Annotated in this window: 14 protein-coding genes and 3 tRNA genes; 6 read left to right on the top strand and 11 right to left on the bottom strand. The window is 40.6% G+C overall.

What is annotated here, in order from left to right; translation table 11 throughout:
• Nucleotides 1-3: 3 nt before the first annotated feature.
• The 11 genes from J0L60_09490 to J0L60_09440 form a co-directional block, all read right to left on the bottom strand.
• Nucleotides 4-1,101, bottom strand: coding sequence for a VWA domain-containing protein (locus J0L60_09490; protein MBN8546348.1), 1,098 nt, complete (start codon nucleotides 1,099-1,101; stop codon nucleotides 4-6).
• 118 nt (nucleotides 1,102-1,219) lie between these two features.
• On the bottom strand, nucleotides 1,220-1,801 hold the full coding sequence (clpP, locus tag J0L60_09485; GenBank protein ID MBN8546347.1) for an ATP-dependent Clp endopeptidase proteolytic subunit ClpP: 582 nt from the start codon (nucleotides 1,799-1,801) through the stop codon (nucleotides 1,220-1,222).
• 99 nt (nucleotides 1,802-1,900) lie between these two features.
• Nucleotides 1,901-3,256, bottom strand: coding sequence for a trigger factor (tig, locus tag J0L60_09480; protein ID MBN8546346.1), 1,356 nt, complete (start codon nucleotides 3,254-3,256; stop codon nucleotides 1,901-1,903).
• A 27-nt stretch (nucleotides 3,257-3,283) separates the two neighbouring features.
• Nucleotides 3,284-3,365: transfer RNA gene (locus J0L60_09475), tRNA-Leu, on the bottom strand.
• A 162-nt stretch (nucleotides 3,366-3,527) separates the two neighbouring features.
• Nucleotides 3,528-4,481, bottom strand: a complete 954-nt coding sequence (locus J0L60_09470) for a pyridoxal-phosphate dependent enzyme (protein MBN8546345.1) — start codon at nucleotides 4,479-4,481, stop codon at nucleotides 3,528-3,530.
• Nucleotides 4,481-5,170 (bottom strand): TrkA family potassium uptake protein, encoded by a 690-nt coding sequence (locus J0L60_09465; GenBank protein ID MBN8546344.1) that lies wholly within the window; start codon nucleotides 5,168-5,170, stop codon nucleotides 4,481-4,483. The genes J0L60_09470 and J0L60_09465 overlap by 1 nt, the downstream gene beginning before the upstream one ends.
• Nucleotides 5,171-5,185: 15 nt before the next feature.
• Nucleotides 5,186-6,970, bottom strand: a complete 1,785-nt coding sequence (locus tag J0L60_09460) for a hypothetical protein (GenBank protein ID MBN8546343.1) — start codon at nucleotides 6,968-6,970, stop codon at nucleotides 5,186-5,188.
• Nucleotides 6,967-8,028: a mechanosensitive ion channel gene (locus J0L60_09455; GenBank protein ID MBN8546342.1), complete on the bottom strand. Its 1,062-nt coding sequence runs from the start codon at nucleotides 8,026-8,028 to the stop codon at nucleotides 6,967-6,969. The genes J0L60_09460 and J0L60_09455 overlap by 4 nt, the downstream gene beginning before the upstream one ends.
• Nucleotides 8,022-12,518 carry a hypothetical protein gene (locus J0L60_09450; GenBank protein MBN8546341.1) on the bottom strand — a complete coding sequence of 1,499 codons (4,497 nt, stop codon included), beginning with the start codon at nucleotides 12,516-12,518 and terminating at the stop codon, nucleotides 8,022-8,024. Before J0L60_09450 ends, J0L60_09455 begins: the two co-directional genes overlap by 7 nt.
• On the bottom strand, nucleotides 12,515-13,759 hold the full coding sequence (locus J0L60_09445; protein ID MBN8546340.1) for a hypothetical protein: 1,245 nt from the start codon (nucleotides 13,757-13,759) through the stop codon (nucleotides 12,515-12,517). The genes J0L60_09450 and J0L60_09445 overlap by 4 nt, the downstream gene beginning before the upstream one ends.
• 50 nt (nucleotides 13,760-13,809) lie before the next feature.
• On the bottom strand, nucleotides 13,810-15,447 hold the full coding sequence (locus tag J0L60_09440) for a SpoIIE family protein phosphatase (GenBank protein MBN8546339.1): 1,638 nt from the start codon (nucleotides 15,445-15,447) through the stop codon (nucleotides 13,810-13,812).
• A gap of 115 nt (nucleotides 15,448-15,562) precedes the next feature.
• Here J0L60_09440 and J0L60_09435 point away from each other — a divergent pair, with 115 nt between their 5' ends.
• The 6 genes from J0L60_09435 (at nucleotide 15,563) to miaA (ending at nucleotide 22,216) form a co-directional block, all read left to right on the top strand.
• Nucleotides 15,563-17,710: a carbohydrate binding family 9 domain-containing protein gene (locus J0L60_09435; protein MBN8546338.1), complete on the top strand. Its 2,148-nt coding sequence runs from the start codon at nucleotides 15,563-15,565 to the stop codon at nucleotides 17,708-17,710.
• A gap of 220 nt (nucleotides 17,711-17,930) precedes the next feature.
• Nucleotides 17,931-20,261, top strand: a complete 2,331-nt coding sequence (topA, locus tag J0L60_09430; protein MBN8546337.1) for a type I DNA topoisomerase — start codon at nucleotides 17,931-17,933, stop codon at nucleotides 20,259-20,261.
• Between the two features lie 100 nt (nucleotides 20,262-20,361).
• Nucleotides 20,362-20,437, top strand: a tRNA-Gly gene (locus J0L60_09425).
• 47 nt (nucleotides 20,438-20,484) lie between these two features.
• Nucleotides 20,485-20,561: transfer RNA gene (locus tag J0L60_09420), tRNA-Cys, on the top strand.
• 120 nt (nucleotides 20,562-20,681) lie between these two features.
• Entirely contained in the window at nucleotides 20,682-21,320 is a 639-nt protein-coding gene (locus J0L60_09415) for a protein-L-isoaspartate(D-aspartate) O-methyltransferase (protein MBN8546336.1), read from the top strand.
• Nucleotides 21,305-22,216, top strand: coding sequence for a tRNA (adenosine(37)-N6)-dimethylallyltransferase MiaA (miaA, locus tag J0L60_09410; GenBank protein MBN8546335.1), 912 nt, complete (start codon nucleotides 21,305-21,307; stop codon nucleotides 22,214-22,216). The genes J0L60_09415 and miaA overlap by 16 nt, the downstream gene beginning before the upstream one ends.

Below are 22,216 nucleotides of genomic sequence, written 5' to 3'. Positions count from 1 at the left end.
CCTTTACCGTAAATTTTTTCTTCTGTTTCGAATGAAATCTTCAAATACGAACTGACCCAGCCCATTCAAATCGCTGTAAAAAGCCCTTCCCTGATTGACTTCAGTAAACTCTCTCACAAATCGCTGTAGATAGGGGTCTGAGGCGATCATAAAAGTAGTAATTGGTATACCTCGCTTTTTAGCGATTGCGGCCTGGTCCATAGTTTTGTTCACAATTTTTCTGTCGAGACCAAAGCTGTTTTTATAATATTTGATACCAATCTTCAGGCAGGTTGGTTTTCCGTCTGTTATCATGAATATCTGCTTGTTGGAAGTTTTTCTCCTTTTTAGAATCTCCATAGCAAGTTGAAGTCCTGCCACTGTATTTGTATGATATGGTCCTACCTGAAGCCAGGGGAGGTCTTTGACGGATACCGGTCTGGCGTCATTTCCGAAGACAATAATATCCAGGGTGTCTTTCGGGTATTTAATGGTAATCAGTTCTGCTAGCGCCATCGCCACCTTCTTTGCAGGCGTGATACGATCTTCACCGTACAGAATCATTGAATGGGAAATATCAATCATGAGGACAGTGGAAGTGGCTGCTTTGAAATCCTTTTCCTGAATTTCGAGATCGTTCTCTGTTAGTCTGAAATCATCGAGTCCGTGATTGATTTGAGCATTTTTAATAGAATCGGTCACATCGACCTGGTCAAGAGTATCACCAAACTGAAATTCTCTTCTGTCAGAGGTCAGTTCATCACCCGGTCCGTTGAAGGGAGTTCTGTGGTTACCCACATTTCCTCTTTTCAATTTTCCAAAAATTTCTTCCAAAGATTGTTTCCGGATGGTCTTTTCTGATTTTGCCGAGGGGGTATAATTGCCTGTAACAGGGTCTTCCTTTAAAAATCCTTTCGATTTCAAATCTGAAATAAAATCACCCATACCATAGGAATCAGAAGATAATTTGTATCGTCTGTCGAGTTGATTCATCCAGTTGAGAGCCTCGCTGACATCGCCTGAGGTCATCGTAAGAAGCTGGAGGAAAATCTTCAGAAGATTTTCAAATCGTGCATCATCAATCGATGGGGGAATGTACTTTGTAAATCTAAATCCGTTCATACCATACTAACATTGCAGGGAAAAGAATGGTTCATATTGAGTGTTGTAACACTTATAGCCGTATTCAAAAAAAAAGCTGCCCATTGGGGCAGCTTCAAAATTTGAACGCGAAAAGAAATTATTTTCTTTTGTCGAGAATTTTATCTATAAGTTTATACTCAACTGCTTCTTCCGATGTCATGAAATAATCTCTGTCGCAGTCTTTTGTGATCTGTGCAATCGTTTTTCCTGTGTGGTCAGAGAGTATCTTGTAGAGAGTATCTCTTGTCTTCATCATCTCTTTAGCCTGAATCTCGATATCGGATGCCTGACCAGAGATTCCGCCAACCCAGGGTTGATGTATCATGATCTTAGAGTTGGGGAGTGCTGACCGTTTCCCGTCTGCACCACCTGCAAGTAAAACCGCTCCCATACTGGCAGCCAGTCCGACACAGATCGTAGAGACATCCGGTTTGATGAACCGCATGGTATCATAAATTGCCAAACCAGCGGAAACACTTCCACCGGGCGAGTTTATGTATAAATAGATATCTTTAGAGGAATCTTCAGCCTCGAGGAAGATTAGTTGTGCGATTGTAAGAGAGGCTACATGATCATCAATTGCAGTACCGAGAAAAATAATTCTCTCTCTAAGCAATCTGGAATAGATATCCATACCTCTTTCGCCTCTGCCTGTCTGCTCGATGACATAGGGAACCAACTGGTTGAAAATTTCTATTTTATTACTCATAATTAACTTTCACTAAATTTTGTTAACATATCTAAATTAAAAACAAACAGTTAATTTTTTTGGTTTCAATTAATGATGATGTTCATGATCGTGGTCATGATCGTGATCGTGGTCATGATCGTGATTGTGGTCATGATGATCGTGATCATGTTTTTTGACATACTTTTCACGATATTCCTCAGGATCGATAGACTTCCGCGGGTTTTCAGCGGCAAGGAACTTGTCAAGAAGTCCATACAACAATTGATTTTTTATTGAGTCACCCCGGAAATAATCCCTGAGTATATCTTCACCAATATTGTATTTTTCAACTTCCTGTTTCACAAGTTCATCGATATATTCATCTGTAACTGTGAGGTTTTCCTGACGGATGATATTTTCACGAATTACCTGCCATTTAGCTTCTTTTTGAGCATACGGCAAATAAGCTGTACGGAGGTCTTCAGCTTTGGGGAGTGGTTTTTTCTCCTTCTTTGCTTTTTCAGTCTCCTCTTTCACAAAATATTCAAGTACGCGTTCAGTAAAAGTTGACGGAATTTTTAAATCGTTGGCATCGAGAATTTTCTTTTCAAGCTGAGAATTATAGATTTTATTCGTCATATCCTCATAGTAGCCTTTATAGTAGGCTGCAATACCTTCTTTCAGTTCATCGACAGTTTTGTACTCTTTTGAGATAGTTTGTACAAATTCATCTGTAAGTTCAGGGAGTTTCTTTGTTCTGAAACCTTTTACGATAAAAATATATGAGGATTTCTCGTAAGCATCGATCATTTTTTGATCAGAGTAAAAATCAGCAGGTTTGATAAAATCACCGGCCTTAAGATTTCCTACTGACGACTTGAATGAATCGCTTAAAAGGGGATAATCGATCTCAATTGCTTTTGGTGTTCCAACTTCCTGTGAAGTAGTGGTATTGTAGAAATCGATGTCGATAAGTGTATTCGCAGGATCCTCAACTTTATCCACACTTTCAAATTCAGCATTCGAATTGAGCAGATTTTTAAGTTCTTCCTCAACGAGTGATTCAGTTACTTCGTAGAGGGGAATTTCTATGTCATTTCCGCGATAATTAAGGATATCAACCTCAGGGAAGATTTCATAATTTATCTTGAAGGAGAGAGACTCTCCCGGTTTAAAATTGAGGTCAACCAGACCCGGCGTGTTAAGTGGTTTCAATTCCATCTCTTTTACCGAGTCCCAGAATATCTTGTTTGCCACTTTGTCAGCGGCATCGTATTCAAGAGAATCACCATACATATTTTTAATCACATGTCGAGGGGCTTTGCCTTTTCTAAAACCGGGGATTTGAATAGTGGTAATTTTTTTTGCGACTTCTGATTGAATAAGTGGTGAGGCTTCTTCAGGGCTTAATGTTACTTCTAATTGATGTTCAGCTGTTGATAACTGATTTATTTTCCTTTCCAATCTAACCTCTGGTTTAAAGATTTGAAGTGCGAAAAGGGGGACTCGAACCCCCACGGATCTCTCCACTAGATCCTAAGTCTAGCGCGTCTGCCAATTTCGCCACTTTCGCAATAATGTAGCCTGCAAATATAACAAAATTGAAAGAAAGAAAAAAGAAGAGAGGGAGGTTTCAGTTATGAGTTATGAGTTATGAATTAGATCGCATGGTGTCGGGTGCCGGGATTTAGTGCCTGGGGTGAGTTTGCAATTCTTAACTTTTATGAGGGAGAGGCTAAAAATAATTCTTCATCTCGGAGAGATCGACATTTCCTCCTGAGAGTATCAAACCTGTTCTTTTACCTTCGAATAGCTCCCTCGATTTCAATACAGCGGCTAAGACTGTTGCAGAACTTGGTTCTACTACAATTTTCAATCGTTCCCAAAGGAGACGCATCGCAGATATGATTTCACTCTCCTCGACTCGAATTATCTCTGAAACGAGCTCCTGTATTATTGGAAAATTGCGTGTCCCGAGGGATGTCAGCAGCCCGTCAGATATCGTGACAGGGTTGATGGAAGGAATAATTTTACCTGCTTTAAGTGACCTCCACGCATCATCAGCCCCCGCCGGTTCAGCGGCATAAGCAACACATCCTTCGGCGAAATATTTTACTGAAAGGGCAGTGCCTGAAAGCAGACCGCCACCTCCAACCGGTGCAATAATGGCATCGAGATTATCCGTCTCTTCGATCAATTCCTTTGCTGCCGTTGCCTGTCCGGCAATAATCCGGTAGTCATCATAGGGTGGTATGAAAACAGCACCTGTTTTTTGAACTATCTCTTCCAGAGTCGATTCTCTTGCCTGGAGTGTGGGTTCACAAAAAGTAATCTTTCCACCAAAAGCTTCAACCGAAGCAATCTTAATCCGTTTTGAGTTGGATGGCATGACGATATAAGCCGGAATGCCCAATGTACGGGCGGCAAGACTAAGAGCGGTGGCGTGATTTCCGGAAGAGTGTGTGGCAACGCCTTTTGCCAGTTCTTCAGTTGATAACTGCAAAGAGGCATTAAATGCACCTCTTGCTTTGAATGCACCACCTCGTTGCATATTTTCACATTTGAAAAAAAGCGAGGCTCCTGCGAGCTCATCAATGCTTCTCGAAGTTAAAACAGGAGTTTTATGCACATACAGATTTATCCTCTGGTGTGCATCGCAAACTTCTTTGGCTGAAGGGAACATGTCCATTATTCCACTATTTTTTTAATGTCTTTATCTCGTCCAAAGACAATTAGCACATCGTTTTCCTCGAGTATAGTGGATGCAGTCGGCACACCATAAATTTCAACATGAGGTTCCTGGGCACTCCCTTTATAACTCTTTGACATTCGTTTGATGGTGATAAGGTTGACATTATATCGAATCCGGAGGTCAAGTTCCTGAAGACTTTTTCCGATGAAAGCCCTGGGATTTTTCAGATGAACGATATTGTAGTCCTCGCCAAGTGTGATGGTGTCCAACACATCCTGACTTGTGACAAGACTGATAATCTGTCTTGCGACCTGGACTTCGGGGATCAATACCTGATGAACACCCAGTTTCTTTAAAATATTCTCCTGTAATTCTGAAGATGCTCGGGCGACAACCTTTTTAACCTTCTTCTCAAGAAGCAAAACCGATGTAAGGATCGTTGTCTCAAATTTATCGGGACCAATGGCGACAATAGCAGCATCAACTGTACTATCTATACCAAGCATTGTAAGAGCCTTTTCGTCGGTTGAATCAGCTCGTACAGCGGTATCCACAAGATCTTTGATGTCGTTTACTGCATCTTCATCGACATCAATGGCAAGCACTTCCGAACCGGATTTACCCAGTGATTTGGCGATGCTTCTTCCTAGATCACCGAGTCCGATAATTACATATTTCTTTTTCAAATTAAAACCTCAATATTATAACATTGAAATGTTGTCTTTTGGGTAAGAGTACCGGCTGCTGTCCCTCTCACCAATAAAACTAAAAATTATTGTCAGTGGACCGATCCTGCCGATGTACATCAACAGAATGTCAACCAATTTACCGACATCCGAGAGGTTTGGGGATACCCCTTTCGACAATCCCACCGTTCCAGCCGCACTAAATGCTTCGAACATCAGATCGATAAATTTCTTTCCCGGTTCTGAAATACTCATAATAAACACCCCGAGAAGTATATACAAAACTGAGAGCCAAAAGATCATAAAAGCCAGATTTATTACATCAGTTGGGATGGTTCTCTTGTTTATTCTCAAATCCCTGGTACTGTTTCTGTACATCAGAATAGAAAGAAAAACAACTGTAAATGTAGTCGTCTTTATTCCTCCGCCTGTACCACCGGGAGAGGCACCGATAAACATCAGGAAACAATAGAAGAATGTAGTCGGGTCAGTAAAGGCGGAGATGTCGATTGTGTTGAACCCGGCTGTTCTGGCCGATACAGCCTGGAAATAGGAATGGAATAATGCATCACCAGTTGATAATCCCTTCAGCGATGAATTGATTTCCAGAAGATAGGTTGTTAGAGTACCGCCAACGATCAGCACAGCCGTTGTGAGAAACACTATTTTAACCTGCAGAGGCATGTTCAATTTTGCGAACAATGGTTTTGTATTGACTTTGATATACCTAGGCATTCCTAGAATCGCTGTGAAGCCCAAACCTCCAAAGATGATCAAAAGGGATATTGTAGTGTTGAAGATATAATTGTTCTTTATCATCGGATCGGCCAGATTCATCGAATAAATCGAAAATCCGGCATTACAAAAGGCTGAAATACCGTGAAAAATGCTGCTGAATACCGCTTCTTCAACATTTCCGGGATAAAAATCCTTTATTGAAAAGAAAATAACCATAGCACCTACTCCCTCGAGGGTGAAGGTAAGAATGATAAGACTTGAAAGCACCTTGCCGATTGCCCCGATATTATCTTCATGCATCATCTCACGGAGAATGAATTTTTCCTTGATCCCAAGTCCGCCCGAAAGAAAGATTGCGAAAAAAGTAGTAAAAGTCATCAACCCAAGTCCACCTATCTGGAAGAGTAACATGACCACTATTTGACCGAATCTCGTAAAATCTATGGCGGTGTCAACGACGGTCAATCCGGTAACGCAAACAGCGCTTGTTGAGGTGAACAAAGCATCAATGAATCTTAAACCGCCGGGAATATTGCTTGCGGCAGGTAACATCAGTAGCAGGGCACCAATGAGAATGGTGACCGCAAAACTAAGCATAAAGAGTCTGGCGGGGTGTATTTTCGATTCCAGGATCTTTTTATTGTACCTGATTGCTCCGAGAATAATACCAATTACAATGTATGCCTGTGCCAGAACGACATAAAGAAAAGTGATATTCTTAATGTTAAATGTCGTGCCAATATTTTGTATAATACTAACCCCGGATAAAGTCAGTATCCCCTCTATGATGATGAAGAAAATTATGAGGAACTCAAAAAGATGTGCCCGAAGAAACTGACCTTTATTTTCGGCAAAAGTGATGTTAGTCAGTTGATAAATCATGAAGATTCCAACGACAGCCACGGAGAGAAGATTGATTAACGCTTCCTCAACAAAATTTATTTGGAAACCATGCTCGAGGATTATAGTCGCAAATCCGGCTGTTGCAGAAAAAATAAGAATTATTCTCAGGGCTCTAAGAATTTTAGCCTGGGTACTTTGCCTGATTGGTTCGTTCTTCATTTATTCTCAGATTGATCGGTGGTCAATTTAGCTAAAACCGATTTATTAATAGAGTCATATAATTCGTCAATATAGTTTGAATCGTACAAATAAAGATTCACTTTTATTGTATAACGGTCATTAATAAAATCGACCTGTTTAATAAAAACTTCCGGCTCTTTATTGATGTACAAATAAGGATTTGATATCGCCGCTTCCTTCAGGATTCCGAGCACTCTTTCAGGATCATACTTAGACGGGAAGTCAAAATCAAGCGAGATCTGCTCTTCCTTTTTACCTCTGCTTACATTTTCAAAAGGGTTGTTGATAAAGTATGAATTAGGAATAAAAATGGCTGATCCTTCATCACTCAGAATGGTTACATGTTTTAATCCGATTTCCTGAACGAATCCTCTATGCAGTCCGGCTTTTATGTAGTCATTATGATTGAACATGTTTCCTGAGAGGATAAAAAGCCTCCCCAGCAAATTGCCGAGTAGTGGCAGTGCTGCAATCCCCAAAAGAACGAGTGATATGAGAATAAAGAGAAGGAGAAGGAATTGAGTCTGGACAAAAACCAGCTTAAGAATCAAATAAAATGTCACAATCCAAACAAATGTTCTTGCCACAGAGATGACTTTCAGAATTCTACCAAACTTTTCTCCCTTGAACGAAAGATATTTTGAGAGAATCCTGAATGCAAAAGTCAAACCTGATGCGATCGCAATAATGAAGAGAATCAGAACGAGTTTGAAGATCCCCAACTGTTTTACGAAATTTATTGAGTTCACCATATCATCGAGAGAGGGGAGCTTGTTAGATGATGAATCCACGATGATAAAAGATGTCGGGAAAAAGTTGCTGTCTCTGGCGGTTTTCTGATCGGTAATTCTTACTGTGTCAAAAATGTACACGCTGTCGATTCGAACTATCGTATCAATTCTTAAAACGCTGTCTTTGACCGGTAAAATCGTGTGTCCGGCAGAGTCCTTTTTGATTTTTTCCACAGATTGTGAAACACCCGCAAGGTGCATGGCACAAAACAAGAACAAGACCAGCAGAGGTTTGAAATTTACCATGGCAGTATATTCCGTTTTTGAAGTTCATTCTGTACTGATTTGAACTTGAATTTGTTTATATAATAGTAGTCATGGCTTTTACTCAATTCACCAATCCTCAAGAGGTTCAGAGAGAGAAGTTTTTCCAGGTATTCTCCTGCCTGTTTTTCAGAAATATTCAATGACTGTGCCAGTTGACTCCTCTTCAGACCACCATGCAGCATTACAGTATACAGAACGGTAATCATGGAAATATCGAGGAAAGAAAGGTCGATAAGTGGAAAAGACTTGTAAGTGTGAATTACGAGTGTGTTTTCCTCGATCTTCGAGATTGAATTCAGCCAATAGTTCATACCTGCTACAATATTACCGTCGGCATATTCGGTCAGACGCTCGAAATAGACCTGTTCCAGGTATGATTGATCCTCAACAGGTTTGGATGACTTAAACAATCTTTTTCTCAACAGATAGAGGTCATCCCGGGTGAATCTGAAAGCAAAACCGGTGGTGTGCTGTCTGTGGAGGATAATGTCCTTTATCCTGTGTTTGTTCAACTCTTCCAAAGAGACAGAGAAGTTAAAAAGTGACGCTGCCTTGAAGTTTGTTTTTATGAACTGCCAGCCGATACTTTGAATTGTAGCCACCCAAAGTACATTTGAACTTGTCATCGAGATTATGTAGAGCATTGTCTTCAAAGCCTCGAAGCCATCGACAGTCCTCACAAAAGTCTTGTTCAGGTTGATAAGCAGAACAAATTTATTCCTGAATCTCTCATTTAAATCGATGATAATTGCTTCAACTGTTTTGAGTTCATTGTAACCAAGAGCATCCGAGATCAGTCGTCTGAGTTCGTCTACCGTACTTATTCTTTCAAGAAAATAGAGTTCGATATACTCACCGGGTTGCAACAAATCCTTTTTAATATAGTAGATATATGAAGTTTTGCCGGATCCGGGTGCGCCGGTAATAAGGATTGAAGCCGGGAGTTTTGCCTTGAATCTCTCTTTTGCCTGATTTACGATAGACTTTATTTCATCCTTCCCGAGAAACAGTTCGCTTGATTCAAGCGATGTGCCGTCAAAAAGGCGTCTGTAGATAAATGGGAGGGAATTAAGAATCTCCTGGGTTTTGAAGAGGTCTTCACGATAATTTACTGTCAATCGTCCTGAAAGATATTTTAAGTTTTCGACACCTCTTTTAAACAGGGGGAAGACAAAACGGGAAAGGGTGTGTTTAACAGAAATATAGATGGAGCGAAAGAATCTCTTCGTAAGTACCTTTACTTTTCTCAACGAATAGTAAACTTTTAATCTGAATTTCTCTGAATCAAGCGCAGAACTTTGGTAGTTGACCGCAGAGAGGGAAATCAATCTTTTAACTTCGGTAACAGCAAAAGCAGTTTTACTTGCCACCTGCTTATTAATCGCAAGTTCAAGTTTATCGTTGTTGTTTTCAATTTCTCTTAGACGGGAGATGAAATTTTCATCCAGGGATTCAAGAATTGCTTTTACACTGTCGTGATCATCCGGATCCTCCTGCAGTCTTTTTACCATCGAATCGAAATAGTAGTTGATACTTGACTCGAGGTTACGAATTTCTTTCAGGGCTCCATCGATATAGTTGACGAGAAACTCGTTAACTTCGCCAATCTCCCTCGGCAGTTTCAAAAGAAGAAAATGGGAGGTGAGCGATCTTATTTTGTAAGTTTTAAGCTCTTTGAACTCCGGTGTACGGTTCGGGAGCACCAACTCACTCTCGTCCAGGAAAACAGATTCTTCCGGCAACCCGAGTGAGACTGACTTAATTCCATTGATCAGTGTATCAAAAAAAGTTCTGATTTTACGGCTGCGGGCAGTTTTTTCCAGATCTCTTATTAGGGAAGTGAGCTCGGGTATTGCGAACGACATTCTGAAACTGTCAGAATAGATCTTCAAAGCGCTGTAACCGAGGGGAATCAGTTCACCAAGTTCTTTTGAAAAAGTTCTAAACTGATCAGCAACTTTAGGACATCCGGCACGGATTCTGTCACTAACTTCATCTGCCAGATTTAACAAGGCTCTGTCGATAAAATTGTTAAGCTGAATTTCGAATCGATAAATATACAGCTCTTTCTGAATTAACCCGATAATGCCTTGATAATATATTACCCAGTGTCTGATGGAGTCGAGGAGTTTTTCCTTCTCCAACTGTGCATTCTCAAAAGCTTCGAGGAAGTTTAACTCATCACCACGCTTTTTAACCAGCATGATATCGGCAATTTCATCGAGGAGTGAATTGTAGGGAGATGCAAAAGCGTAACTTAGTCTTTTTTCAATTTCCTGAACAGTTGAAGATTGTTCCGAGTTATAAACATCGAGTTCATTAAAAAACATTGCTTTCAGTTCTTCATAACGCATGAAGAAAACAGTTACGAATCCGAGGCTGCTTCTTTCCTGGCCAATCAGTAGAATTAATTCATCGAGGTAACTGATATAATTCTTGTGTATCGCTTTTAATTTTCTGAACAGGTTCAACCTGTCGGCACCTGTTAAATTCAGGGTTTCCAACAATTCGTGGGTTGCTTTTGAATTCAGATAATATCTGGCAATATTTTTGAGATTAACCTTAACTACAGCTTCGTGACGCCCTGTAAAAAAGGTCTGGAAAAAAGCTTTGACTTTAAGTTTGAGTATAAAAAACTGAAATGAAACAGGTTTTTTTGAATAGGTGGCGTAATCTATCTCCACATCGAGAGGGTACTCTTCAGAGAGCCCGTCGGTAAGTTGCATCACTTCATTTAGGAGTCTTTTGATGAGAGTATCGGAATTGGCAAATTCCCGTTCAATATTTTTACGCTCATCAAGTTTGTGCAGCAGCACCTCGGTTTGATTGATCCTGAGACTTTGCAGAGTCGATTTTATAGCTCTGGGTTCTTTGCCTGACAGGAGAATCGACTCGATGCTCGAAAACATGTTCCTGTAGAGTGCAATGGTCTCATTCAATATTTCTTCTGTCTCAAAATTTCTTTTGGAGATAAAGGTGTCTCTAAACTCATTCGCGAGTTCTACAACTTTGAAATAGAGATCGAAGAGAATTTTATTGAGATCAGGATCAATGAAATTTGGTTCAGAGAAAACGATTCGATAATCTTTTTCAACAGTTTCTAATTTTTCGACAATTTCTTTTTCAGGTTCGGGCGTACTTTTCTCTTCAAATACAGGACTTACGGGTTTGTTGTTTAGCACGAGAGCAAGTTTAAAGAGTAATGGACCCAAAAACAAGTTCAGGAGGAAAAAGTCGTAAATCACTCCTGTGACAAAAGGGGAACCGATCGAGAGTGAAGAGATAGTCAAAAGAATGAGAGCTGTAAGGGTCATATTTGGTGAAATAAAACCAGCCCATCCATATCTGCCGGTTTGTGCCGACATCTCAGTGATTCCCGAAGAAATCTTTACTGAAATATAAATCGCGACAACTCTAAGCAGGAAAAGTATAAAAGCGGGGAAGAGCGCCGGCAGTATGTGGGAGAAATTCAGAGATGCCCCAAGCAGGGTAAAAAACACTAAAAAGACAGGGAGATTAAAATTTATGATATGGGACTTAAAGTCAAAATCTTTGGTGAAGTTCACCGAAACAATTCCTGCAACCAGGAAAACAATCAATGGCTGAAGGTTAAGAAGTGTTGAGCCATAACTTCCTGCCATAACAAAAACAATGAGAAAAAATGAAATTTCACTCTTAACTAATCTGACATATGATATTGTAAGAATTCCTAAAATCATACCGGCAAGCAGAGAAAGCAGAAGGTCAGAAAGAATACTTTGAATGTAGTCGGGTGAAAATGAAGGAGAAGTAAATGATTGTACTGTGGCTAAAAAGTAGAATGAACCGGCTATCAACAGAAGATTGAAAATTTCTTTAAAAGCAACAGTACCCATGGTGAAATCGAGCAACCGGTTTTCTCCATCCTCATCATATGATGCAGCTTTTGTGAATTCCACAGAAGATCCCATAGCCAGAACGGAAATGAGAATCCCCGAGAAGAGCAGATAGTCAGTAGTAAAACTGGTTTCAGAAAGGAGAGGGAAGAGGACGAAAACTCCACCACCGACAAACAGTGAAACAAAAAACACCTTGAACCCGATTGTCAGGAGAGCATTTTTGTAAATTCCCGATACTTTAGTCCGCTTCAGTTCCAGACCGGCGGAAAATGCAATAAATGAGAGTGCGATGTTCGCGACAAAGGTTAAATTACCAACAACTGCTTCTGTCATCAGATTGAGTTCGGGGATATCCGAGAGTTGGAAAAATGGTAACCCGAAAAGTGCTCCACAGATCAGATATCCAAGCACTCTGGGGAGTGACAGACTCTGAAAAAGATCGCCAATTGTGGAAGAAGCAAGAATTATAAATCCAAGAATTGCTATCATCTTAGGGTATATGAGACTCTGAGAAGAACCAATATTCAGAGTGAGTAGCATCAGCCCGAATAAAATCCCCAAGACTGCAAATTTTCTGAAGTACGAAATCATTTTACTTCTCCCCGGATTTCGTCTGACTCAACAAGAAATCTTTTTGCGGCATGACTGCCTGAAAAATTAAATATTACTGCCGAGATAATGGCTGTATTAATAACGATGGAAGTCAATGAATTGTTTATCACAGTGGCATAGTTGATCAGAAGTGAAAAAATCAGTATATCATTCGGAAGAAAAATTTCAAATTGACGATTATTAACACTTTTTTTATCGAAAGCAGCACTAATGGCGGTTTTGTGGCTAAGAATTTTTGAAAACACTTTGACTATTGGCAGAATCAGGATTATTACCCACGAAATTTCACTGTCCGGCAGAGACCATAACATTCCGGCAAAAATGACAGTTACAAGAGAAACAGGATAAACGAGGTCTTCGATTGAAGCAAGGATTTCACTTTTAATTTTGGAAAAATTGCCTGCCAGTACTCCAATGATAAAACAGAGAGCAAGCGGGGAAATTCCCAGGTAATACGCAATGCCACCTCCCAGTAAAGTAATGCCTAAAGTACCGGTGACAATCTTTTGCTGATTCGATTCCCTGCCGAGAAAAACGAAAAAGAGAACTCCTCCGGCAACAGCAATACCGAGACTGATAACTAAAAATTCAGTTGATGTTATTTCGGGTCCGGTACTCTGACTTGAGTGGTACAGGGGAAAGATTGTCCCGAACAGGAGAATGGAGAAGAACTTCGAGAACCTGGTGGCGATCTGCATTGATTCTGTCAGTTTTCCTGAGATGGAATGTTCAACCTTCAATTTATCGATGAAGAAGGGGGTCGAGAGTGAGATAATAATTGCCAATGCGGCTGATGCTGCAAGAATTTGAGATGTATCCAGTTTATCAGGGAAAAAGTAAACCAGGATTGCGAAAGTCGCTGCTCCCGTTAGAAGAGGAGAAAACAGTGAATCATATAATGCGATTCTGACACTTTCACGATTGGTCTTAAGCAGCTCCACAATGTTGAAGTGCATCCCAAAATAAAAGCCGAGGAACCCTGTGGCAGCGCTCATAAAAGGAGACAAAGCGGGAATAAGCCCGGGTCCTGTTTGCGATTGAAAATTTTCCGGAAGAAACTGATTTATGAGGGAAAAAAATGCAGGACTGAGTATGATTCCCAGAATGATATACTCGGTCCCGGTGGGGAAATAATTCTTATTGGATATCTTCCTAAGAACCAGTCCGGTTACGAGATAGCCAAAAAAGAGAACGAGGATAAAAAGATATAAAGTTTGCATCGGAAATATTTAAATCAAACTTTGAAACATACTAAATAAATTGCCAATTTTTACAAACCCTTTGCAATGCAAATGGTTATATCATCGCTTTGTTGAGTGTTCTCCTCATGGTGCAAAACATCTTTAACAATCATATCAACAAGTTCACCTGAAGAGAGATGGGAATTCTGTTGTACCAATTCCACCAGTTTTTTATCGGAATAGAGATTCAGCCTCGTATCCATGGCTTCAACAACACCATCAGAGAAGAATACTATAATATCATCTTTTGAAAACTCGAGTGTCTCCACTTCATAATCGAAAGGTACCACACCCAGAAAAATCCCTCCCTTTCGCAATCTGATAATTGATGAATTGGAGGATTTGAACAGTATCGGTTCGTTGTGCCCGGCGTTTATACTTTTTAGAATTCCGGAATTCATATCAAGAATCCCAATCCAGGCAGTGGCAAATTTTTCACTTGTAGTAACATCACAGAGTACTGAATTGATAGTTTCCGCGATAAATTTTGGATCGAGGTCATCTCCTTTGAGTTTTATTATTGTGTGGAGAGTGGCATCAATTGTTGAGACAAGAAGTGCGGCGGGTATGCCTTTGCCGGACACATCTGCGACCATCAACAGACAACGGTTCTCAGATAACCTGTGAACAGAATAGTAATCACCACCGACTTCCTGAGCCGGAATCAATTTAGCTGACACAGAAAGTGATTTGAAAACAGGCAATTCGCTCGGAAGTAATTTTTGCTGTATCTTAAAAGCCATCTCGAGTTCTTTTTTAATTGCCTCATTTTCGATCTTTGAATCGAGCAGCCGTGCATTTTCGATAGCTACAGCACATTGACCGGCGAGAGTTTCCAGCAATTGTACATCCTCGACCAGAAATTTACTGTCACCCCTCTTGTTTAGAACAGAAATCACCCCGAGCAGCATATCATTTTTAATGATTGGGGCACAAACCATATTGCGGGTTCTAAAATTGGATATTTTATCAAAATTCGGGTTGAACCTTTTGTCGGTGTAGCAATCATCCACGAGTTGGGCAATTCTGTGTTTCGCAACCCAGCCGGCAATTCCACTACCAAGCTCGAGTGGCCGGTCCTTTATAATATTTTCAGATGCTCCCTCAAGAACATGGAAATGAAGAAGTCCGTCTTTGGGGTCATAAAGCATAAATGAGCTTTTTTCAGCATCGAGAACATGTTGACTTGCAAGCATTATCTCGTCAAGAAGTCTTCCAAGAGGTTTGTTTTCGAGCATCTTTATGGTAATCTCATGCAGGAATTTTATTCTGGCAAAGAAATACTCAGTACGGTTTTCCGTTTGATCGATTTTTCTTCGAACGAAATAATGGCTCCAGAACGAATGTTTTAGAAGATCCGATTCAGAATCAATATTTCGTTCATCAAGAAAAAAGTGAATGCAATTATGGTTAAACAGTTCTTTTAACCAGTCAGAAGGCAGATCCGATCCGGCGACAATAATGAATGATGAAGGGGAGGCGAACCTGACAGCAAGTAAAACATCAATATTCACTTCATCAGGCAGAAGTATAATAGCTGAGGGTTTTTCGAGTTTGACTGAATCAAGCAAACCATCCTGAGCGGAGTGAATAATCATCCCACCGGGGGCAAGGTACACTTTAAGTTGTTGCGCCAGCGACTCGGCTGAAGAATAAAGTATTTTCATGTGTAAATATTAAAATAAGCTATTTTTGTAATTATAAATATACTTTAAAGTAATTTATCGCAAAACAGAAATTCAATTTTAATTGGTACAGTAAAAACCATTATTCATTAATAATATGAGAGTAAATATCGCAACTGTCCGCTTTACACTTCTTATTTTGATATTGATATCGTTAACTGCCCTTTCACAAAATGGTGAAAAATCGATAAAGGCAACCAGGATACAGACAGCACCTGAACTGGATGGCAATGATAAGGAGAGTGTCTGGTTCTCAATCCCGGGTGATTCATCGTTTTTACAAATCGATCCGAATCCCGGAGAAGCATCTGCATTTCCCACAACTGTCAAGGTTGCATATACCGCAGATGCATTGTATGTGTTGTTCATCTGCTTTGATCCCGAGCCTGAAAAAATAATTGCCAGGGAGATGAAGTACGATGGATTTACATCAGGGGATGACAATGTAAAATTAATATTGGATACATTTGGAGACCAAAGAAACGGATACTGGTTTGCGACAAATCCACTTTCTGTAAAAAATGATGCTTTGGTAGCAGGCAGATCATATGGTGAATTCAATGAGGATTGGGATATGATCTGGGATGTAAGTTCGGCAATTCACAATAATTATTGGTGTGCCGAATTCAAACTACCTTTCTCCTCGCTGAAATTTCCTGACAGAGATATACAAAACTGGAAAATTAATTTTCAAAGGGGGATCAGGAGGTTGAGTCAGGATGTTATCTGGTCCGGTGCTGTAAGGAATGGATTTTTATTTGACCTTACCCGCGCCGGACAACTTACCGGTTTGCAGGGAATAAAAAGAGGGAATCCTGTTTATTTACTTCCTTATGTGAATGGAGGATTTCAGGATATCAATTCCGAAAAGGAGACAAGATTTAAAGCAGGACTCGATCTTAAGTATGGCATTTCCGATGCTTTCACAGTCGATCTCACCATAAACACGGATTTCGCTCAAGTCGAGGCGGATATTGCTGAGATAAACCTGACGAGATTTCCTCTATATCTGCCCGAAAAGAGGGATTTCTTCCTTGAGGGGCACAAACTTTTTTCTTTTAATCTTGCAAGTCGAAATCTTGCATATTATTCCCGCGTCATAGGTATCGCCAACGGAGAGGGAATTCCAATAATCGGAGGACTGAAAGTCACGGGGTCGACCGGCAATTTGGAAGCGGGATTGCTGTCAGTTCAAACAGAAGGCACTTCCACAAAAAATACGACAAATTATTCAGTCGGCAGGGCAAAATTCGGATTTGGCACAAATTCCTATGCCGGCTTTATCTTTAGTAATGTGCAGTCGACTGACAGATATAACCGAATGGGAGGTCTTGATTTGAGTTTTAATTTTAACGATTTTCTCGGAGATCAGAATCTCGTAATTACCTCTCGTATCGCCGCATCGCAGGATAACAACAACAACAAGGATAATCTTGCCGGTGGTTTGAGTGTTGAGTTTCCGAATGATCTGGTGAACATTTTCTCATCATACGGATTCACACAGAAGAATTTCAATCCTGAATCGGGATTTATCTCGGAAGCAGGGGTGAACGAATTTGTTTTTAATGCAGCATGGTCACCAAGATTTAACAACGGAATGCTCCGACGGTTGAAAATTATTCCGGTTGAATTTCGTATGACTCACGATCCGCAAGGGAGCATGATTTCGTTTGAGTATGAAGCAACTCCCTTAAGTCTTACTTTTGCCTCCAACGACAGGATCAATCTTACTTTTCTAAGGCAATTTGACAAGCCTGAAGAGGATTTCAGAATTTTCAAAAACACAGTCATCCAAAAAGGGGAGTACTACGGAAACATGTACGGATTTTCTTTCGAATCGAATCCGGCCAGGCAGTTATTCGGCGGGTTTGAGATGGTTTACGGAGATTATTACGGAGGAAAACGATTTGAATTCGAGAATGAATTGAATGCAACTCTGAATCAGAATTTTGGGTTTTCACTGGGCTATCGGTTTAATGACCTTGATGTAAATTCCACAAGATTTCAAACAAATGAGTTCTTTACACGAATAAAATATACGATGAATGTAAATGTCGCTTCATTTCTCTTGTTTCAGTGGAATAATGAGGTGGAGGAGCTTAATTTTAATTACAAATTAAATATCAAGCCATCTCCCGGCAGCGACATCTATCTTGTCATTAATAAAATACTAAGCACACACGACGGATTGAGATCGAAGGACCTTGTTGTTATTCTGAAAGTATCGTGGATGTTTGTGATATAGAATTATAAGTTAACGATCGGTGTTATGAATAGAGTCAGCGATGTTCAAGGGAATATAAATCGGGTACGCCCGTTAATTTTTTGCATCAATCAGCATTATTTTTGCACATCCAAATAAAATCATTTCCTTTGCATCCTGAAAATATTTTTTTTTGAAACCGGAATTGTATAAACATACCGGACGAACAAAACAAAACAGTTAATCTGAAAATTTACGAATTATGATAAAAAACCTGGTAATTGTAGAATCACCCGCAAAAGCTTCGACAATTGAAAAATTTCTCGGCAAGGATTTCACCGTAACATCGAGTTATGGACATATAAGAGACCTTGCAAAGAAGGATATGGGAATAGACACCTCAAACGGATTCATTCCAAAATACGAAGTGCCTTCTGACAAGAAGAAAAAAGTGGCTGAATTAAAGAAGATGGCCAAAGAAGCAGAGACTGTTTGGCTGGCTACTGACGAGGACCGCGAGGGTGAAGCTATTTCATGGCATCTGAAAGAGGCTTTGGAGATACCTAAGGAGAAGATCAGAAGAATTGTTTTTCATGAGATCACAAAACCTGCCATTTTGGAAGCTGTAAAAAATCCAAGAACCATTGATGATGACCTGGTCGATGCCCAACAGTCAAGAAGAATACTTGACCGCCTGGTCGGCTTCGAACTTTCGCCTGTTTTGTGGAAAAAGGTAAGGCCATCTCTTTCTGCTGGCAGAGTGCAGTCAGTGGCTGTAAGACTGATTGTGGACAGGGAAAGAGAAATACAGGAATTCGTTACCAAAGATTATTTTAATGTATCCGGACTTTTTGGTGTCAAAGATGGTGGAAAGGATTATTCCTTAAAAGGGGATTTGGATACAAAATTTGATGACCAGGCTAAGGCGTTTGAGTTTCTTCAAAAATGCAATGGTGCAGAGTTTACCATCTCGAACCTGGAAAAGAAGGAGCTCAAAAAATCACCAGCCCCGCCGTTCACAACTTCGACTCTTCAACAGGAAGCTGCGAGAAAGCTGAGATTTTCAGTCTCAAAGACAATGCGAATTGCTCAGAATCTCTATGAAGCAGGACATATTACCTACATGCGAACCGATTCGGTAAATCTTTCCGATTTTGCACTGGGTTCTGCCAAAGAGACAATTACTGAAAGTTTTGGCAGTAATTATCATCACTTGAGGAAGTATAAAACGAAGTCAGCAAATGCTCAGGAAGCGCATGAAGCCATCAGGCCCACATATTTCGATAAGCGAAAGATATCAAATCTCTCCCGTGACGAATCGGTTTTGTATGATCTGATTTGGAAAAGGGCTCTCGCCTCACAGATGAGTGATGCAAAAATTGAAAAAACAACTGCATCCATCGCGGTTTCAACTTCCGATCATTTATTTATTGCAACAGGAGAAGTGATACTTTTTGACGGGTTTCTGAAATTGTATATCGAATCAAAAGATGATGATGACAGTGAAGAACAGGATCTCTCGATACTTCCACCATTGAAGGTCGGGCAGGGTCTCAGCATGAAAGAAATTACTGCCACACAGCGCTATACACGCCCCGCAGCAAGATATACCGAGGCTGCCCTGGTGAAGAAACTTGAAGAACTTGGAATCGGGCGACCCTCCACATACGCACCGATAATTTCCACAGTTCAGGACAGAGGGTATGTTGTGAAAGAGGAGAGAGAAGGTAAGCAAAGAGAATACAAGAAGTTAACCCTCGTTGCTTCAGGAAAGATAATTACCGAAGATAAAACAGAAATAACGGGAGCTGATAAGGGAAAATTGTTCCCGACTGACATTGCATTTATTGTGAACGATTTTTTGGTGAAGAACTTCCCCAGTATCCTTGATTTTAAGTTTACTGCAAAAGTTGAAAAAGAGCTGGACGATATAGCAAAAGGCGAAGTGGAGCGGATAACGATGCTGAACAAATTTTATCAGCCTTTTCATAAAATAGTCAAAGAAACTATTGAGTCAAGTGACCGTGCCACGGGGTCGAGGGAATTAGGCAAGGATCCAAAGACCGGTCTCGATCTGATCGTCAGAATGGCCAAATATGGTCCGGTGGCTCAACTCTATAACCCTGATAATCCTGAGATCAAACCTAGGATGGCTTCTCTTAAGGCAGGGCAGAGGCTTGATACTATCACGACCGAAGAGGCACTGGATCTTTTTAAGCTTCCGAGAATCGCGGGAGAATTTGAAGGCGAGGAACTTACAATAGCTACCGGAAGATTTGGTCCGTATGTGAAGCATGGCGGCAAGTTTTACTCGATTCCCAAGAATATCGACCCTTTGGAAATTGAAGAGAAGGAGTGTATCGAGTTGATACTTACGAAGCGGGATGTTGAATCGGCAAGAAACATTAAAAGCTTCACAGAGAACCCTGAGATTAAAATCCTAAACGGGCGTTTTGGTCCATATATAACAAACGGGAAGGTGAATGCAAAAATCCCGAAAGGGAAGGAACCTGTCTCGATTACATTTGAAGAGGCTCTTAAATTAATAGAGGAGAGTGCTGTGAAAGAGCCTGTGAAGAGGAAAAGAAGGTAAATCCTTCAAAAAAATTAAGATTTAGCTAAAAAAATTTTTTGCTCCACTTGCATGAAATATTGAATTTAGCTATATTTGTAGACCAATTTATTGAAGATTTGCGGGAATAGCTCAGTTGGTAGAGCGCAACCTTGCCAAGGTTGAAGTCGCGGGTTCGAGTCCCGTTTCCCGCTCCAGTAAAAAATCCACGCCAGTGGATTTTTTCATTTTGGAGAATAAAAATGGCGCTGTACCCAAGTGGCTTAAGGGGAAGGTCTGCAAAACCTTTATCCGTCGGTTCGAATCCGACCGGCGCCTCCACAAAGCTGTCTTAATAGTTGTTCATCTTTTTAGCTGAAATTCGGCAAACTACCGGTAAACAACTTTTTTGACAGCTTTTTTTATTTTGGTGTATAATTTCTTTCTTTTCGATCGACAATGATGTTCACTTCTGCAAAAAAAACACTCATAAAAAAACTGATATCCAATGGAGTAAATGATCCACAGGTACTGGATGCCTTTATGGTATGCGACCGCCACAGATTCGTTCCTGAAGCCATTTCTCACCTTGCATATGAAGATTCTGCTCTGCACATTGGCTACGGTCAGACCATTTCACAACCAACGACCGTTGGAATTATGACACAGGCTGCCAAACTTAGGAACGGCGACAAGGTTTTGGAAATTGGGACCGGTTCCGGGTTTCAGGCTGCGATTTTGAGTACTCTTGGAGCAAAAGTCTACAGCATTGAAAGAGAATACGACCTTTACATGAAGTCGAGGGAGCGATTCGAGAAACTTGGATACCCCGTTTATTCGAAGTGGGGGGATGGATCGATTGGCTGGAATGAATTTGCTCCTTATGATGCAATTCTCGTAACTGCAGGTTCACCCTCCGTGCCGGAACCGTTAAAGAAGCAACTTGTTCCCGGGGGCAGATTGATTATTCCTGTTGGTGAAAAGGAATCACAGAAAATGATGATTATTCAAAAGGTTTCTGAGAGTGAGTTCAGGACTGAAGAGATACCCGAATTCGCTTTTGTACCGCTTCTCGGAAAAGAAGGATGGAAAAAAAAGTAATCATCATTACCGGTCCCACAGCTTCCGGTAAGACCGACTATGCAATTGAACTTGCAAAATATTTCGATTCTGCAGTAATTTCCGCAGACAGCAGGCAGATATTCAGACACCTGAATATCGGAACCGCCAAACCATCCCGGACCCAATTATCTTCCGTCAAACATTATTTAATCGATATTCTTGAACCTGATGAAGAGTACAACGCTTCAATGTTCGAAGTACAGGCAATGCAAATTATTGAATCTTTGCAAAACAGTGGGAAAATACCTGTTGTTGCCGGAGGCACCGGATTGTACATAAAAGCGCTTATTGAAGGGATTTTCGATGGTCCGTCAAAAGATATCGCTTTTAGGGAGGAAATGCACGGGATAATGGAGCGAGAAGGGACCGGGAAGTTGCTTGAAATGCTTAAGGAGAAAGACCCCGTCAGTGCATCGAAGATGAATACAGGCAACTGGAAAAGAATTGTGAGAGCCCTGGAAGTTTTGGAGCTGACCGGAGAACCAATTTGGGCACACCACAATAAACAGACCGGGAAAACGGATACTCAGTTTTTTCAATTTGCGATCGACCTCCCGAGAGAAAATCTATATAAAAGGATTGAAGAGCGGGTTGATCGGATGATTTCATCAGGATTGGAAACCGAAACCAGGAAAGTACTCGATCTTGGTTACTCACGGAATCTTAATTCGTTGAATACTGTAGGTTATAAAGAGATGATTAGCTATATTTGCAATGAAATCTCTTGCGATAGATGTATTGAGCTGATTAAGCGAAACAGCCGCCGTTATGCCAAAAGGCAGGTTACCTGGTTTAGAGCTGATCCTAAAATAAAATGGATTTCTGCGGAGTCTTTACCATCTCCAACCCAACTGTTAGAACTGATTCATCATTAA

This window comes from Ignavibacteria bacterium (genome assembly GCA_017302895.1).
Classification (GTDB): Bacteria; Bacteroidota; Ignavibacteria; order Ignavibacteriales; family Ignavibacteriaceae; genus UTCHB3.
Note: the sequence above shows the minus strand (reverse complement) of the source record. Positions and strands in the feature narration are given on the sequence as shown.

What these genes read in the sequence shown, in the direction of transcription:
- J0L60_09455 (MBN8546342.1), bottom strand. Translation starts at nt 8,028, where the DNA reads ATGGTAAATTTCAAACCTCTGCTGGTCTTGTTCTTGTTTTGTGCCATG.
- J0L60_09435 (MBN8546338.1), top strand. Translation starts at nt 15,563, where the DNA reads ATGAGAGTAAATATCGCAACTGTCCGCTTTACACTTCTTATTTTGATA.
- J0L60_09450 (MBN8546341.1), bottom strand. Translation starts at nt 12,518, where the DNA reads ATGATTTCGTACTTCAGAAAATTTGCAGTCTTGGGGATTTTATTCGGG.
- J0L60_09440 (MBN8546339.1), bottom strand. Translation starts at nt 15,447, where the DNA reads ATGAAAATACTTTATTCTTCAGCCGAGTCGCTGGCGCAACAACTTAAA.
- J0L60_09415 (MBN8546336.1), top strand. Translation starts at nt 20,682, where the DNA reads ATGTTCACTTCTGCAAAAAAAACACTCATAAAAAAACTGATATCCAAT.
- J0L60_09445 (MBN8546340.1), bottom strand. Translation starts at nt 13,759, where the DNA reads ATGCAAACTTTATATCTTTTTATCCTCGTTCTCTTTTTTGGCTATCTC.
- topA (MBN8546337.1), top strand. Translation starts at nt 17,931, where the DNA reads ATGATAAAAAACCTGGTAATTGTAGAATCACCCGCAAAAGCTTCGACA.
- miaA (MBN8546335.1), top strand. Translation starts at nt 21,305, where the DNA reads ATGGAAAAAAAAGTAATCATCATTACCGGTCCCACAGCTTCCGGTAAG.
- J0L60_09490 (MBN8546348.1), bottom strand. Translation starts at nt 1,101, where the DNA reads ATGAACGGATTTAGATTTACAAAGTACATTCCCCCATCGATTGATGAT.
- J0L60_09460 (MBN8546343.1), bottom strand. Translation starts at nt 6,970, where the DNA reads ATGAAGAACGAACCAATCAGGCAAAGTACCCAGGCTAAAATTCTTAGA.
- J0L60_09470 (MBN8546345.1), bottom strand. Translation starts at nt 4,481, where the DNA reads ATGGACATGTTCCCTTCAGCCAAAGAAGTTTGCGATGCACACCAGAGG.